Origin of the sequence: Palleronia sp. LCG004, from assembly GCF_032931615.1 — a bacterium.
Classification (GTDB): domain Bacteria; phylum Pseudomonadota; class Alphaproteobacteria; order Rhodobacterales; family Rhodobacteraceae; genus Palleronia.
In genome coordinates this window covers 15869-30521 of record NZ_CP136759.1, presented here as the reverse complement: position 1 = coordinate 30521, position 14653 = coordinate 15869, and the positions used below count along the sequence as shown (strand labels likewise).

Below are 14653 nucleotides of genomic sequence, written 5' to 3'. Positions count from 1 at the left end.
GTGATAATATTCGAACAAGGAACAGGCATTCTGTCGGACGAAGCACCAACCATCGCGGACCGGATCCAGCAGCGATTCGACACGCTCACCCGGGCCGAGCGTCAATTGGCGCAATCGATCCTCGACGATTACCCCGTCTCTGGACTCGGGCCTCTCGCCACCCTTGCCGAGAATGCGGGCGTGTCGGTGCCGACAGTGGCGCGGATGGTCCAGAAGCTCGGTTATGGCGGCTACCCCGAATTCCAGGCAGAGCTCCGGGAGGAGCTCAAGGCCAAGATGAAGACGCCGATTGCTCGGCACGACACCTGGGCGGGCGCGGCCCCGTCGGGCCACATGCTCAACCGCTTTACCGAGGCGGTGATCGAGAACATCCGCACGACGCTGTCGGATATCGATCCCGAACGGTTCGACGCGGCGGCGCGGATGATCGCCGATCGGGACGCACGCATCCACATCGTCGGAGGCCGGATCACGCATGTCCTCGCCGAATATCTCTATCTCCACATGCAGGTCGTCCGGCCGGCCGTCACGCACATCCAGACGACCTCGAACACCTGGCCGCATTACCTGCTCGACGTGGGCGAGGGCGACGTCTTCTGCATATTCGACATGCGCCGCTACGAGACCAACACCCTGCATCTGGCTCAGATCGCCCATGACAAGGGCGCGCGGATCGTCCTCTTCACCGATCAGTGGCGATCGCCCGTCCACCGGCTCGCCACGATCACGCTTTCGACGCGCTCGGTCGTGCCCTCGGCCTGGGATTCGAGCGTCGCGACACTGCTGCTGGTCGAGACCCTGATCGCGGCGGTCGAGAACGCGGATTGGGACGGGACGCGAGAGCGTATGGAGACGCTCGAGGAATTCTTCGATCGGACCAAGCTGTTTCGGAAGTTCACCTGAGAAGGACGAGCCCCACGTCGATCAGAACGGGAAGAAAATCGGTATGACCACGACTGCGACCACCGCGAAGATGATGTTGAGCGGCAGGCCGACCTTCACGAAATCGGCGAACTTGTAGCCCCCCGCACCATAGACGAAGGTGTTGGTCTGGTAGCCAATCGGCGTCGCGAAGCTGGCCGAGGCCGCGAACATCACCGCCATGATGAAGGGCCGCGGATCGTAACCCAGCTGGATCGCCAGCGAGATGACGATGGGCCCGACCAGCACCGCGACGGCATTGTTGGAAACCATCTCGGTCAGGATGCTCGTCAGCACATAGACGGCCGCGAGGATGGCGATCGGCCCGACCCCCCCGACGGCCCCTACCACCGACGAGACGATCATCTCGGCCGCGCCGGTTTGCTCCATACCCATCGACAGGCCCAGCATCCCGAAAATCAAGAAGAGGATGCGCCAGTCGATCGCGTCGAAAGCCTCTTCGGGATCGACGCAGCGGGCCATCATGACGATGACGGCACCGATGACTGCGAGCCCGGCGATAGGCATGACGTCGAACGCGGCGAGCACCATGACGCCCAGGATGGTCGCGATGGCGACCGGGGCCTTCGAGCGACGCGTGGCTCGTTCCGACGGTGCGGTGAGGTTGATGATCCCGCCATCCTCCATCAACCGCTGGACCCCTTCGGGCGCGCCCTCGAGCAGCAGCGTATCGGCGAACTGCAGACGCAGATCGGGCAGGTCGAGCGAGATGTTCTGGTCCGCACGGTGAACGGCCATCAGGTAAACGCCGTATTTGCGGCGGAGCTTCAGGTCGCGGATCGGGCGGCCGCGCAGATGCGAGTTGGGACCGACGCTCGCCTCCATCGTGACCGTCTGGTCCGCGGTTACCGGTTCGAGGTTGCGGTCATCGGTATCGCGGAAGGCGACCTGTCCATCCTCCCGCAGGCTCAGCAACTCGCCGGTTCCGGTCTTGACCACGACACGGTCACCCGCCCGGAGTGTCAGCTCGTGCATCGTGCGCCGCATCGACAATTCGCCGCGAACGACGTCAAGCACGCGCGTCTCGGACGCATCGAAGGGCAGCTCGGAAAGCTTCTTGCCGACATAGCCCGACCCGTTCGGGATGAGCAGTCGCGCCATGAAGCGGCGCTTGCCCTCCTGCCCCAGGATACTGCTGAGCGAGGCCCGGTCTGGCAGCAGGAAGCGGCCCGCGAAGACCATGTAGAGCACCCCGATCGTCGCGAAGACGAGGCCGGGCAACGTCATCTCGAACATCGAGATCGGCGGCTGGCCGGTATCGCGCGCGACCCCGCTCATCAGGATGTTGGTCGACGTTCCGACCAGGGTCAGAGTGCCCCCGAAGATGGCCGAGAAGCTGAGCGGGATCAGCAATCGCGAGGGCGCGACGCCCACCGACGAGGCGACGGAGATCATGATCGGGGTCAGCAGGATCACCACGGGCGTATTGTTCATGAAGGCCGAGGCCGCCATCGTGCCTCCCATCATCAGCAGCATGGCGCGCAGGAAAGATCCGTGCGCCTGCTGCTTCAGCCACGCACCGAGAATGGCGAGAACGCCCGTGCGTTCGAGTGCCGCCGAAATGATGAACATCATTGCGATGGTGATCGGTGCGGAGGAGCTGAAGACGGTCAGGAAATCCCCGGTCTCGATCGTGCCGGTCGCGAGCAACGCCGCCGACGCCCCGAGCGCGGTCAGCTCGGGCGGGAAGATCTCCTTCACGAAGCTCACGAAGACGACGACGAGCAGGACGAGGACGAAGATCTGATCGAGAGCCATGGACGCGTTCCCAGTACGGAGGGCCGGTCCGCGATCCCGCCCAAGACATGATGCAGCCTCGCCTTAAACGAAAATGCATCCGCGAAGGCAACGGAATTCCGCGCCTCGCGAGGCCGTTCGGGTGTGGATCTTCGGTCGGGGCCGCGGGCAATGCTGCACCCTCAAGTCCACGATTACGGCGTCGGGTGTTCCTACCGCCCCCTTTCGGCTGCCTGTTCCGGCATGCTCCCTGCCCACTTTCGGCTTGCGACGTGGTTCATCCAGAAGAATACCGCGATCGCCGCCGCACCGGCAGCCTCGACCGCAATGCTGGGCCAGAACACGCAGACCACCGCCACCGCAAGCACGATCCGCTGCCAGATCGGGACCGGTGCCAGGAGGAACCCTTCAAGGACGGCCGCGAAGGCGGTGAGCGCCAGGATCGCTATGAGACCGTTCCAGAGGACCAGGGGGATCGGTCCGCCGACGATGATCGGCTCGTTGAAGATCATGAAGAGCGGCACGAGGTAGAGGCCCTTGGCGTATTTCCACGCCTGCACCGACGTCTCCATCGGCGGGGCATTGGCGATCGCGGCACCGGCGAAGCCCGCCAACGCGACAGGCGGGGTGACGTTTGAATCCTGGCTCCACCAGAACACCACGAGATGCGCGACGAGAAGCGGGATGCCGAACTGTTCGGTCAGGGCGGGGCCGATGAGGACGATCAGCACGATATAGGCCGCCGTCACCGGCAGCCCCATTCCGAGGATCAGGCTCGCGATCACCACGAGCAAAAGCGCGAGCAGCAGGTTGCCGCCCGAAAAGGCCAGCATCATCGACGAGAATTTGAGCCCGAGCCCGGTCAACCCGACGACCCCCACGATGATCCCCGCAAGCGCGCAGGCGATCGAGACGGCGACCGCGTTGCGCGCGCCGAGCTCCAGCGCCTCGAGCGTCTTCGCGATGCCCGTCCGGACAAGCGCGATACCGCCCTCGAGGGTCGGACCACCCGTCGCGTAGCCCCAGATCCCTTTTAAGGCGGCCGAGGCCATGACCGCGAGAATCGCGTAGTAGCCGACGCGCATGGGCGAATAGCCGAGAACCAGGAGCCAGATGAGCACTATGAGGGGCAGTAGGAAATGCCAGCCTTCGAGCAGCACGTCGCGCACCTTGGGAAGCTCGGAGGCTGGCAGCCCCACAAGCCCTTGCTTCACCGCGGCGATATGAACCAGAAGATATACCGCCCCGAAATAGAGGAACGCGGGGAAGATCGAGATCATGACGATGTCGATATAGGGGGTTCGCGTGAATTCGCTGATGAGGAACGCGCCCGCCCCCATCAGGGGCGGCATGATCTGCCCGCCAGTCGAGGCCGCCGCCTCGATCCCGCCCGCCTGTGCCGGTCGATAGCCCAGCCGCTTCATCAGCGGGATGGTGAAAGCCCCCGTGGTCACGACGTTGGCGATGGCCGAACCCGATATAGAGCCCATCCCGGCCGAGGCGATCACGGCGGCCTTGGCGGGTCCGCCCCTCTGCCGCCCGGTGGTGGCATAGGCAAGGTCGATGAAGAACTTGCCCGCGCCCGTAACCTCGAGAAACGCGCCGAAGAGGACGAAGATGAAGATGAAGGTCGCGGCCACGCCCAGCGGGATGCCGTAGATCCCTTCCGCCCCGAGGGTCAGCTGGCTTGCCAGCCTATCCAACGTATAGCCGCGATGGTTGAGGATGCCCGGCATCCAGTCGGCAAGGAACGGCAGTTCGCCGCGATTGCCCGCAAAGGCATAGATGATGAAGACCGTGCCGATCACGGTGATCGCGGCACCGATGCAGCGACGCGACGCCTCGAGCACGAGAAGCGTGGTGATGACGCCCACGGCCACGTCCTGTGTGCGCGGAAAGATCGCGTTGGCGATCGCGTCGATGTTGGCGGGCACCCAATAGCCGACCAGTACGCCCCCGAGCACGAGCGGCCCGTCGATCGACCAACCAATCCAGCCGCGCGGCCGCTCGCCGGTAATGGGATAGATGAGAAAGCAGAGGACCAGCACGAAACCCAGATGGATCGGACGCTGGTAGAAGAGCCCAAGCGGCTGGATCCCTGCCGCATAGAGCTGGAAAAGCGACAGGGCGATCCCGACGACCGTGATGACCCGCAGGACCGGGAACGGCTTGACCGGTTTCGCCTCGGGATCGCGCGAGGGCGGCAATGTCATGATGCGGGCTCCAGTGCGATCCGCACCCGCTCATGCGGCGCGGCGGAAGAAAGCGAGACCACCTTTTCTCCCGCCTTCAGGCGGTGATCGACGCGCATGTCACCGGGTCTGAGCACGTAGGCATCACCAGGTACGGGTTCGTCGATCCCGAGTATCAAGTACCCACCGTCACCGTCCGAGACCTGTCGTCCCCGCCCGGGCACATGTCCGAGACCGGCCGCGAAATCGGGCTGATGCGAGCGGACGAGAACCATGCGTCCACCCCGATTCTCGTAGCAATCCTCGACCTCGAATCCCTGCACGGAGTGGTTCCAGAGGACGCACCATTCCCCGCCGTCGGCAATTTCCAGGCGCGCGATCTCGGTCCCGTCGGGCAGCCGCGCCGTAAGGTCGGCTCCCGCCGCCGGCATGGCCAGGAGGGCACTCAGCCCTCCTGCCACGAGGGTCGCTCTCACGGACGCAGCTCGTCCGGGATGTCGGCTCCGGTTTCCTCAAAATAGCGGATCGCACCTGGATGGAGCGGGACCGGCGTCGCCGACATCGTGAACTCGACGGTCGTCTCCTCGGCGGCCGGATGCACGGCGCGAAGCTCGGAGATGTTGTCGAACATCGCCTTCGTGATCTGGTAGGCCATTTCCTCGTCCATCTCGGACGACGTCACGAGGACGTTCGGCACCCCGATCGTGGAGACGTCCTGATCGACACCGTCGTACATGTCGGCAGGCAATGTCAGCGAGGTGAAGGTCGGATCCGCTTCCTGGGCGGCCGCGACCTCGTCCTCCGACAGGGGAATCATCCGGATGTCGTTGGTGGTGGCGAGGTTCAGGATCGACGAGGTCGGTGCGCCGACACTCCAGAAGCCCGCGTCGATATCGCCGTTCGCGATGGCATCCGCCGTTTCGTTGAAATTCAGGCGCTGCGCGTCGAAATCGTCGAAGGACATCCCGTTCGCCTCGAGCAGGGTCATCGCATTGACCTCGGTCCCCGAGCCGGGCGCGCCCACGCTGACGCGCTTGCCGGCGAGATCGGAAAGCGATTCGATGTCGGATCCGGCGGGCGTCACGATCTGCACCATGTTGGCATAGAGCGAGGCGATGGCGCGGACCATCGGCAGTTCCTGCCCCTCGAAGCGGCCGGTACCGGTATAGCCCTGCTCCACCGTATCGGCGAGCGCGATCGCCAGATCAGCGTCACCCGTGGCGATGAGGCCCATGTTCTCGACAGATGCGCCCGTCACCTCGGCCGTGGCGCTCGCCCCCTCGACATGCCGGTTGATGAGTTCGGCGAGGCCGCCACCCATCGGATAATAGACACCACCGGTTCCGCCGGTCGCTATCGACAGCTGGGATTGCGCCATGGCCGGCCCCGCGGCCAAGGCCGCCACGAAAGCGGCTGCGAAAATCTTGGACATCGTTACCTCCCTGGATGTACGGGTTTGATCCTATCCGGGCCTCGACCCCTGTCAAACACCAATCCTGAGCCAGTCCCCCCACGCACCCCGCATCGTGGCAACCTAAAAATTGGCACGACACCGGCATGGAAGGGCGAACTAGATATTGACACCGCCGTGCCGTGTGACACCATATGAGGACGCTTTGGTGCCCGAATCCCGGTTCGGGCCAAAAGGGAAGCCGGTGTGATGCCGGCGCTGCCCCCGCAACTGTAAGCGGCGAGCAAAGCTGGAAAAACCACTGGAGCGCGAGCTCCGGGAAGGCCGGCCGACGCTGCGACCCGCGAGCCAGGAGACCTGCCAAGGCACGAGACGACAACCGAAGGCGGAGGGCCTCGGAACGCGCATGCCGGTCGGCGATCCTTCGGGCCCGCCGTGCCGTCCCTCGTGTTTCCGGCCCGACAGAACGAGAGGACTGCTCCATGACCATTACCGTCTATTCCAAGCCGGCTTGCGTGCAATGCACCGCGACCACCCGTGCGCTCGCCGCGCGGGGTCTCGATTACGAAGTGATCGATCTGACCGAGGACGAGGCTGCCTTCGCCCACGTGGCCGGCCTCGGCTACCGGCAGGCACCGGTCGTCGTGGCCGGAGAGGAACATTGGGCAGGCTTCCGGCCAGACCTGATCGGCCGCCTGGCCTGAGGCCGTCTGGCCGCCCCCGATGACGGAGCTCGTCTACTTCTCCTCGCGTTCGGGCAACACGGCGCGCTTCGTCGAAGGGCTCGGACTGCCCGCGCGGCGCATCCCGATCGCGGGCGAGGATCAGCCGTGCCCCGCAGGGCCGTTCGTGCTGGTCTGCCCGACCTTCGCGGATGGCGAGGGGCGCGGCGCGGTTCCGAAACAGGTCATCCGGTTCCTCAACGATCCGTCCCGTCGTGCACTGCTCAGGGGCGTGATCGCCGGAGGCAACCGCAATTTCGGCGCGACCTTCGCGCTGGCCGGCGAGGTGATCTCGCGGAAATGCAACGTGCCCGTGCTCCATCGTTTCGAGCTCGCGGGCACGCGAACCGACATCGCCCGCGTTCGCGACGGGCTCGAGAAACTCTGGAGTATGGAATGCTCGACGACGGCCTGAAGACCAAAGGCGGCGAGGCGACCCGCGACTATCACGCGCTCAACGCGATGCTGAACCTCTACGACGAGGCGGGGCATATCCGCTTCGACGCCGACCGCCAGGCGGCGCGGCACTACTTCCTGACCCACGTGAACCGCAACACGGTCTTCTTCCACTCGCTCGACGAAAAGCTCGGCTACCTCGTGGAGGAGGGCTATTACGAAGCCGCAGTGCTCGACCAGTATCCGCGCGAGTTCCTGCATCGGATCTGGGACGCGGCCTATGCGCGCAAGTTCCGCTTTCCGACTTTCCTCGGCGCGTTCAAGTATTACACGTCCTACACGCTCAAGACCCGCGACGGTCAGCGCTATCTCGAGCGGTTCGAAGATCGCGTGGTGATGGTCGCGCTCGCGCTCGCCCAGGGCGACGAGGATCTTGCCATGCGGCTGATGGACGAGATCGTGACGGGCCGGTTCCAGCCCGCGACACCCACATTCCTCAATGCCGGCAAGGCGCAGCGCGGCGAGCTGATCTCATGCTTCCTGCTCCGGGTCGAGGACAACATGGAAAGCATCGGCCGGGCGATCAACTCGTCGCTGCAGCTTTCGAAGCGCGGCGGCGGCGTGGCTCTGATGCTCACCAACATCCGCGAGCACGGTGCCCCCATCAAGGGCATCGAGAACCAGTCCTCGGGCATAATCCCGGTGATGAAGCTGCTCGAGGACAGCTTTTCCTACGCCAACCAGCTCGGGGCGCGGCAGGGCGCGGGCGCGGTCTATCTCAACGCCCACCATCCCGACATCCTGCGCTTCCTCGACACCAAGCGCGAGAACGCGGACGAGAAGATCCGCATCAAGACGCTGTCGCTCGGCGTCGTGATCCCCGACGTGACCTTCGAACTCGCCAAGCGCGACGAGGAGATGTACCTCTTCTCGCCCCACGATGTGGAGCGTGTCTACGGCAAGGCCTTCTCGGAGATCTCGGTGACCGAGAAATACCGCGAGATGGTCGATGACGACCGCATCGCCAAGAAGAAGATCCGCGCACGGCGCTTCTTCGAGATCGTGGCCGAGATCCAGTTCGAAAGCGGCTATCCCTACATCATGTTCGAGGACACGGTGAACCGCGCCAATCCGGTCGCCGGCCGGATCAGCATGTCGAATCTCTGCTCCGAGATCCTGCAGGTGAACGAGGCGTCCGAGTTCGACGAGGATCTGGGCTACCGCAGGCTCGGCACGGACATCTCGTGCAATCTGGGCTCGATGAACATCGCGAAGGCCATGGATGGCGGAGATCTCGCGGCGTCGGTCGGCGTCGCGGTGCGCGCGCTCACGGCGGTGAGCGACATGTCGTCGATCGACAGCGTGCCCTCGGTCAGGCGCGGCAACGACGAAAGCCACGCAATCGGCCTGGGGCAGATGAACCTGCACGGCTATCTCGCGCGCGAGCGGATCCATTACGACAGCCCCGAGGCGCTCGACTTCACGTCCGTCTATTTCGCCGCCGTTCTCTATCATGCGCTGGACGCGTCGAACGCCATCGCACGCGAACGCAAACAGAGCTTCCGCGGCTTCGAGGCGTCGCGTTATGCCGACGGGTCGTTCTTCGACAAGTACGTCGAACGCGACTGGCTTCCCGACACCGACGGCACCCGCGCGCTCTTCGAGGCGTCCGGCATCGCACTGCCCACGCGCGAGGATTGGGCACGGCTGCGGGACGCGGTGATCGCGGACGGGCTCTATAACCGCAACCTCCAGGCGGTGCCGCCTACCGGCTCGATCAGCTACATCAACAACGCCACCTCCTCGATCCACCCGATCGCTTCCAAGATCGAGATCCGCAAGGAAGGCAAGATCGGCCGCGTCTACTATCCCGCCCCCTTCATGAACAACGACAACCTCGAATATTACCGCGACGCCTACGAGATCGGGCCGAAGGCAATCATCGACGTCTATGCCGCCGCGACTGAGCATGTGGACCAGGGGCTCAGCCTCACCCTCTTCTTCCGCGACACGGCGACGACCCGTGACATCAACCGGGCGCAGATCTACGCATGGCGCAAGGGGATCAAGACGATCTACTACGTGCGGCTGCGCCAGATGGCGCTTGAGGGGACCGAGGTGCAGGGCTGCGTGTCCTGCACGCTCTGATCGCCCGGAACCGAACAGCAGAGGAAAGCCCATGAAGGATTTCGCCCACCGCCCCGCCGCCCGCGCGATCAACTGGAACCGCGTCGAGGACGACAAGGACCTCGAGGTCTGGAACCGTCTGACCGCCAATTTCTGGCTGCCCGAGAAGGTGCCTCTCTCGAACGACGTGCCGAGCTGGGCCACGCTGACCGAGGCCGAACGCGCGCTGACGATCCGCGTCTTTACCGGACTGACGCTGCTCGATACGGTGCAGGCGAGCGTCGGCGCGCCCGCACTCATGCGCGACGCAACGACCCCGCACGAGGAAGCGGTGCTCGCCAACATCGCATTCATGGAATCGGTTCACGCCAAGTCATATTCCTCGATCTTCTCGACGCTCTGCTCGACCGAAGAGATCGACCAGGCGTTCCGCTGGGCCGAGGAAGACCCGCATCTGCAGGCGAAGGCGTCGAAGGTCCTCGAAGATTACGCGCCGGGCGGCGATCCGCTGAAGACCAAGATCGCCTCGACCTTCCTCGAAAGCTTCCTGTTCTATTCCGGCTTCTACCTGCCGATGTACTGGTCGAGCCGCGCGAAGCTAACCAACACGGCCGATCTCATCCGGCTCATCATCCGCGACGAGGCGGTGCACGGCTACTATATCGGCTACAAGTTCCAGCGCGGGCTCGAGCGTGTCGATGCGGCCCGTCAGGCCGAGATCAAGGATTATGCCTTTTCGCTGCTTTTCGAGCTCTACGAGATCGAGGAGCGTTACACCGAGAGCCTCTACGACGGCGTGGGCCTCAGCGAGGACGTGAAGCGATTCCTGCACTACAATGCCAACAAGGCGTTGATGAATCTCGGTTACGAGGCACTCTTTCCCGACACGGTGACGGACGTGAACCCCGCGATCCTGTCGGCTCTGTCGCCCAATTCCGACGAGAACCACGATTTCTTCTCGGGGTCCGGCTCGTCCTATGTGATCGGCAAGTCCGTCGCGACCGAGGACGAGGACTGGGACTTCTGAGATTCTGCCGCGGCGTTCGCGATTTCTCCTTTCGCGACCCGGATGGCGGCGTCATACTAACGACGGATGGTGCGCAGGACCGGGAAACCGGACCTGCCTGAAAAGGGAATGCGGTGCGGGCTTCGGCCCAATTCCGCGACTGCCCCCGCAACTGTAAGCGGCGAGCGACCCCGAAATGACCACTGCGCCCCCGGGCGCGGGAAGGTTCGGGAAAGCCAAGACCCGCAAGTCAGGAGACCTGCCATCCGTTCGAAACCAACCCGGGCGGGGAGTCCCGGACGAGGAGCCGATCGCATGGACGACGACGTCCCTGAACCGTGCCCGTGGCCGATATCCCCCGCCCCATTCGCGCGGAGGGCGCAATGGACATATTCGACACGATCAACGGGCTGAGGATGCGGCCCGAAAGCAGTGAACGCGCCCGAGAGATAGGGCTGATGGGCTACGTGCAGTGGCTCGACAGCCTGCCCGGTAGTGCCCCCTACGAGGAGGAGGCGATCTGCGCCTATCTCGCGGCGATGGATCTCGAGCGATCCGAGCCGGCGGTCGCGGTCTTCTGCAATCTCCTCCGCGCCTCGTTGCAGCGCCCGCTCAGTCCCCTCGATCTCGGTGCGCTCGCACCGCGGCGTCGCGGCGGTTCGCGCGCGCGCCGCGGCGGGACCTGAGGCCCGGCAGCTTTTCCCGATCCGAGGACCATTGCGTCGCGACGCGCATGCCGCGCGTCGCGTCAGGCTCGGCATTCTGAACGATGGTCATCACTTCCCCAAGAAGGATCAAGGACATGACCCACAACACGCTGACTGCCGCGCTGAATGCCGGCCCCGTCATCTGCGCCGAGGGGTTCCTCTTCGAGCTCGAACGCCGAGGCTACCTCGCCGCCGGCGAATTCGTGCCCGAAGTCGCGCTCGAACATCCCGAGGCGCTGCGCAACCTCCATCTCGACTTCCAGCGGGCGGGATCCGACATCGTCGAGGCATTCACCTATAACGGTCACCGCGAGAAGATGCGCGTGATCGGCAAGGAGGAGCTTCTGGAGCCGCTGAACCGTGCAGCGTTGCGGATCGCGCGCGAGGTTGCGGATCTCAAACCCGGAAACCTCATGGCCGGCAACATCTCCAACACGAACATCTGGGACCCCGCCGACTCCGCCAAGCAAGCCGAGGTGCGCGCGATGTTCGAGGAGATGGTCGGCTGGGCCGTCGAGGAAGGAGCCGACATCATTGTGGGCGAGACGTTCTACTACGCGGGCGAGGCGCTCTGCGCGCTGGAAGTCGCGAAAGCCAGCGGTTTGCCCGTGGTCCTGACCCTCGCGCCGATGGCGGCGAACGAGATGATGGACGGCGTCGGCATCGTCGAGACGTGCCAGCGCCTCGAACAGGGCGGAGCGGACGTGGTGGGCCTCAACTGCTTCCGCGGGCCCGAAACGATGCTGCCCTGGCTTCGTGAGGTTCGCGCGGCGGTTTCGTGCCATGTCGGGGCGTTGCCTGTGCCCTATCGCACGACGGCGGAGGAGCCCACCTTCTTCAACCTCTCCGACCACGGTTGCGGTTGCCCGGCCCCGCACGGCCGGACATTTCCGACCGCGCTCGATCCGCTGCAATGCAACCGCTACGAGATCGGTGCCTTCGCACGCGAGGCGCGCGACATCGGGATCAACTACCTCGGGGTCTGCTGCGGGGCGAACCCGATGCTGATCCGCGAGGTGGCCGAGGCAGTCGGCCGGACGACCGAGGCCAGCCGCTACTCCGAGCGGATGGAGGCGCATTTCATGTATGGAAGCCACGACCGCCTGCCCGCCCATATCCGCGCCCTGGGCGACGGAGCCTGAAGTACCGCCACGCGCGGGCGTGTCCCGCGCGTGGCGCTTTTCGAGAATCCGGCAACGTGCCGCGCCGTGCACGATGCCCCGAACTGCCCGTTTTTAGGAAAATCGCAAATATTCTGCCAAGCATTCGTCAATGTTTCGCGCCTATTCATGAGGGAATTTATTAAGGAATAATTCCCATGAATCCTCGCGCCAATCTGCCGCCAGACCACGTTGCGCTCGACGCGGAGCATTTCACATCCGAAGACCTTCTTCTGGACATCGGTGAAACTCTCGGGGCCGGCGGCACGACAGCAAACGAAAGCCTCGTCTCGCAGGTCGATGACGGTCAGCGCCCGGTCCAGAGCGACGGCGTCGAGTTCGATGCCGTGAAGGAGAACGTCCTCGCCGGATCCCTTGCCGGCGTCGTGTCGCGTGGCTCCGGCACCGATTCCATCAAGACGGGCAGTCTCTATGAGAGCGATGCATCCGACGGGGCTGGCATATCCGGTCCGCTCAGGTCAGGTCCGGCAGTGGAGACGATCGAAACCCCGGGGCTCGGAACGCCGACCTCCTTCTTGGGGGCCACAGAAGTCGACCTGTCCCTCACGCCTACCGCCGCGGCGTCCGAAATCCTCCTGAACGGCACCCCTGACCTGTCGGTGGCAGACACATCGATCGAAGAAGGGTCCGACACCCAAAACCCCGGATCGACGATGAACGATGCCGTCATCGCCAGCGACATCCAGCCTTCCGATCCCGACGAGCCCGTCAACGAGATCGAGGACATGGCGCATGCCCGTACGGAAAACGAGCCCACCCATGTCCAGGATGACACGTCATCGCCATCCGATGGCGATGCGGTTTACGACCCGGAACAGGTTTCCACCGATTCGTCTGACGATACGGAGGCTACTCTCCCCGCTTCGCCCGATGATGGCGGACAGGACGATCCGACAGATCACGGCCTTGTCGATGCGGACGGCGGAACCCCCACAACCCCGCCCGTGAATGGAAACGATGAGATCGACCAGCCCGGTGGTGGAAACACCTCGGAGGGATCCGACGCCGGAGATCCGGCAGATACCGATCTGGCAGTCGATGCGGGCGGCATCGGAGGGGAGGTCACGCTCGACCCGGTCGAGGACATCGTCGGAGACATCGACGTGGATCTCGGCATCGATCCCGGCGCGTTGCAGGGCGGCACCGCAACGCCGCAGGAGGATCCGGAAGATACCGACCTGACACTCGATGTGGGCGGCATCGGAGGGGAGGTCACGCTCGACCCGGTCGAGGACATCGTCGGAGATATCGACGTGGATCTCGGCATCGACCTCGGCGCGCTGCCGGGCGGCACCGCAACGCCGGAGGAGGATCCGGAAGATACCGACCTGACACTCGATGTGGGCGGCATCGGAGGGGAGGTCACGCTCGATCCGGTCGAGGACGTCGTCGGAGACATCGACGTGGATCTCGGCATCGACCTCGGCGCGCTGCCGGGCGGCACCGCAGCGCCGGAGGAGGATCCGGAAGATACCGACCTGACACTCGATGTGGGCGGCATCGGAGGGGAGGTCACGCTCGACCCGGTCGAGGACATCGTCGGAGACATCGACGTGGATCTCGGCATCGACCTCGGCGCGCTGCCGGACGGCACCGCAACGCCGGAGGAGGATCCGGCAGATACGGATCTGACACTCGATGCGGGCGGTATTGGAGGGGAGGGCACGCTCGATCCGCTGGAAGCCATCCTCGGCGATATCGACCTCGACTTGAGAAGTGAGACGGAACCGCCCGCCGATGCGCCATCAGATACGGATCTCGAAGTCAGTGCAGGCGATCTCGATGTCGACGTGACTCTCAACCCTGTCGAAACGCTCGTGGGCGATATCGATATCGGAATCGATCTCGATGCACCGGTGCTGACATCGAGCGAGGCGGATGGCGGCACCGAACCGGTCCTGTCGCTCGGAGAGGCATCCGTCGATATCGACGCAGATGCGCTCGACGACCTGACGGGCGAGATCGACCTCCTGCTGTCGACCGACGACACCGTGGATCTTATCGGCTTCGATCCCTTGGCGGTAAGCGAGGGTGATGGAACCTTAAGCCTTTTGGGCGATACCGAAACGATCATCGGGGACAGCGGGGCCGTCTCGCTCGGAGAGCCCGTGGGCGACCTTGCATCGGGCCTCGGCGCGATCGGCGATGAAAGTCTCGGCTTGCTAGGAGGCGGTGGTCTTGGAAGTATCTCGAAGGGAGGGTGGTTCTAGGCACGGTCACCTGCGCAAGCGA

The 14653-nt window shown here is 64.4% G+C and carries 12 protein-coding genes and 2 riboswitches; of the genes, 8 read left to right on the top strand and 4 right to left on the bottom strand.

The features are described from left to right. A complete protein-coding gene (locus RVY76_RS00105; RefSeq protein WP_317374953.1) occupies positions 1-903 on the top strand; it encodes a MurR/RpiR family transcriptional regulator in 903 nt (300 codons plus the stop codon). A 21-nt stretch (positions 904-924) separates the two neighbouring features. Here RVY76_RS00105 and RVY76_RS00100 read toward each other — a convergent pair whose 3' ends face one another. From RVY76_RS00100 to RVY76_RS00085, 4 genes are all read right to left on the bottom strand, one after another. Further along, entirely contained in the window at positions 925-2700 is a 1776-nt protein-coding gene (locus RVY76_RS00100) for an SLC13 family permease (RefSeq protein WP_317374951.1), read from the bottom strand. Positions 2701-2891: 191 nt separating this feature from the next. Further along, positions 2892-4892 carry a TRAP transporter permease gene (locus tag RVY76_RS00095; protein WP_317374949.1) on the bottom strand — a complete coding sequence of 667 codons (2001 nt, stop codon included), beginning with the start codon at positions 4890-4892 and terminating at the stop codon, positions 2892-2894. Beyond that, positions 4889-5347 (bottom strand): DUF1850 domain-containing protein, encoded by a 459-nt coding sequence (locus tag RVY76_RS00090; protein WP_317374947.1) that lies wholly within the window; start codon positions 5345-5347, stop codon positions 4889-4891. The genes RVY76_RS00095 and RVY76_RS00090 overlap by 4 nt, the downstream gene beginning before the upstream one ends. Further along, positions 5344-6303 carry a TAXI family TRAP transporter solute-binding subunit gene (locus RVY76_RS00085; RefSeq protein ID WP_317374946.1) on the bottom strand — a complete coding sequence of 320 codons (960 nt, stop codon included), beginning with the start codon at positions 6301-6303 and terminating at the stop codon, positions 5344-5346. Before RVY76_RS00085 ends, RVY76_RS00090 begins: the two co-directional genes overlap by 4 nt. A 168-nt stretch (positions 6304-6471) precedes the next feature. Continuing rightward, positions 6472-6662: riboswitch (cobalamin riboswitch) on the top strand. A gap of 102 nt (positions 6663-6764) precedes the next feature. On the opposite strand from RVY76_RS00085, the gene nrdH reads away from it, so the two are divergent. The 7 genes from nrdH (at position 6765) to RVY76_RS00050 (ending at position 14631) form a co-directional block, all read left to right on the top strand. Beyond that, complete coding sequence (gene nrdH, locus RVY76_RS00080) at positions 6765-6986, top strand: glutaredoxin-like protein NrdH (protein WP_317374945.1); 222 nt, start codon at positions 6765-6767, stop codon at positions 6984-6986. Between the two features lie 19 nt (positions 6987-7005). Further along, positions 7006-7419, top strand: coding sequence for a class Ib ribonucleoside-diphosphate reductase assembly flavoprotein NrdI (gene nrdI, locus RVY76_RS00075; RefSeq protein WP_317374944.1), 414 nt, complete (start codon positions 7006-7008; stop codon positions 7417-7419). Next, a complete protein-coding gene (nrdE, locus tag RVY76_RS00070; RefSeq protein ID WP_317374942.1) occupies positions 7401-9548 on the top strand; it encodes a class 1b ribonucleoside-diphosphate reductase subunit alpha in 2148 nt (715 codons plus the stop codon). Before nrdI ends, nrdE begins: the two co-directional genes overlap by 19 nt. A 31-nt stretch (positions 9549-9579) precedes the next feature. After that, the gene (gene nrdF, locus RVY76_RS00065; RefSeq protein WP_317374941.1) at positions 9580-10554 is read left to right on the top strand and encodes a class 1b ribonucleoside-diphosphate reductase subunit beta; all 975 of its coding nucleotides are present in this window, start codon (positions 9580-9582) and stop codon (positions 10552-10554) included. 50 nt (positions 10555-10604) lie between these two features. Beyond that, a riboswitch (cobalamin riboswitch) is annotated at positions 10605-10815 on the top strand. Positions 10816-10916: 101 nt separating this feature from the next. After that, entirely contained in the window at positions 10917-11219 is a 303-nt protein-coding gene (locus tag RVY76_RS00060; RefSeq protein ID WP_317374940.1) for a hypothetical protein, read from the top strand. A 116-nt stretch (positions 11220-11335) separates the two neighbouring features. Next, a complete protein-coding gene (locus tag RVY76_RS00055; protein WP_317374938.1) occupies positions 11336-12382 on the top strand; it encodes a homocysteine S-methyltransferase family protein in 1047 nt (348 codons plus the stop codon). 176 nt (positions 12383-12558) lie between these two features. Further along, complete coding sequence (locus RVY76_RS00050) at positions 12559-14631, top strand: hypothetical protein (protein ID WP_317374937.1); 2073 nt, start codon at positions 12559-12561, stop codon at positions 14629-14631. Positions 14632-14653 lie beyond the last annotated feature (22 nt).

Bases quoted from the DNA above. Each gene is read 5' to 3' on its own strand.
- RVY76_RS00100 (WP_317374951.1), bottom strand. From the start codon at position 2,700: ATGGCTCTCGATCAGATCTTCGTCCTCGTCCTGCTCGTCGTCGTCTTC.
- RVY76_RS00095 (WP_317374949.1), bottom strand. From the start codon at position 4,892: ATGACATTGCCGCCCTCGCGCGATCCCGAGGCGAAACCGGTCAAGCCG.
- RVY76_RS00085 (WP_317374946.1), bottom strand. From the start codon at position 6,303: ATGTCCAAGATTTTCGCAGCCGCTTTCGTGGCGGCCTTGGCCGCGGGG.
- nrdH (WP_317374945.1), top strand. From the start codon at position 6,765: ATGACCATTACCGTCTATTCCAAGCCGGCTTGCGTGCAATGCACCGCG.
- nrdI (WP_317374944.1), top strand. From the start codon at position 7,006: ATGACGGAGCTCGTCTACTTCTCCTCGCGTTCGGGCAACACGGCGCGC.
- nrdE (WP_317374942.1), top strand. From the start codon at position 7,401: ATGCTCGACGACGGCCTGAAGACCAAAGGCGGCGAGGCGACCCGCGAC.
- nrdF (WP_317374941.1), top strand. From the start codon at position 9,580: ATGAAGGATTTCGCCCACCGCCCCGCCGCCCGCGCGATCAACTGGAAC.
- RVY76_RS00060 (WP_317374940.1), top strand. From the start codon at position 10,917: ATGGACATATTCGACACGATCAACGGGCTGAGGATGCGGCCCGAAAGC.
- RVY76_RS00055 (WP_317374938.1), top strand. From the start codon at position 11,336: ATGACCCACAACACGCTGACTGCCGCGCTGAATGCCGGCCCCGTCATC.
- RVY76_RS00050 (WP_317374937.1), top strand. From the start codon at position 12,559: ATGAATCCTCGCGCCAATCTGCCGCCAGACCACGTTGCGCTCGACGCG.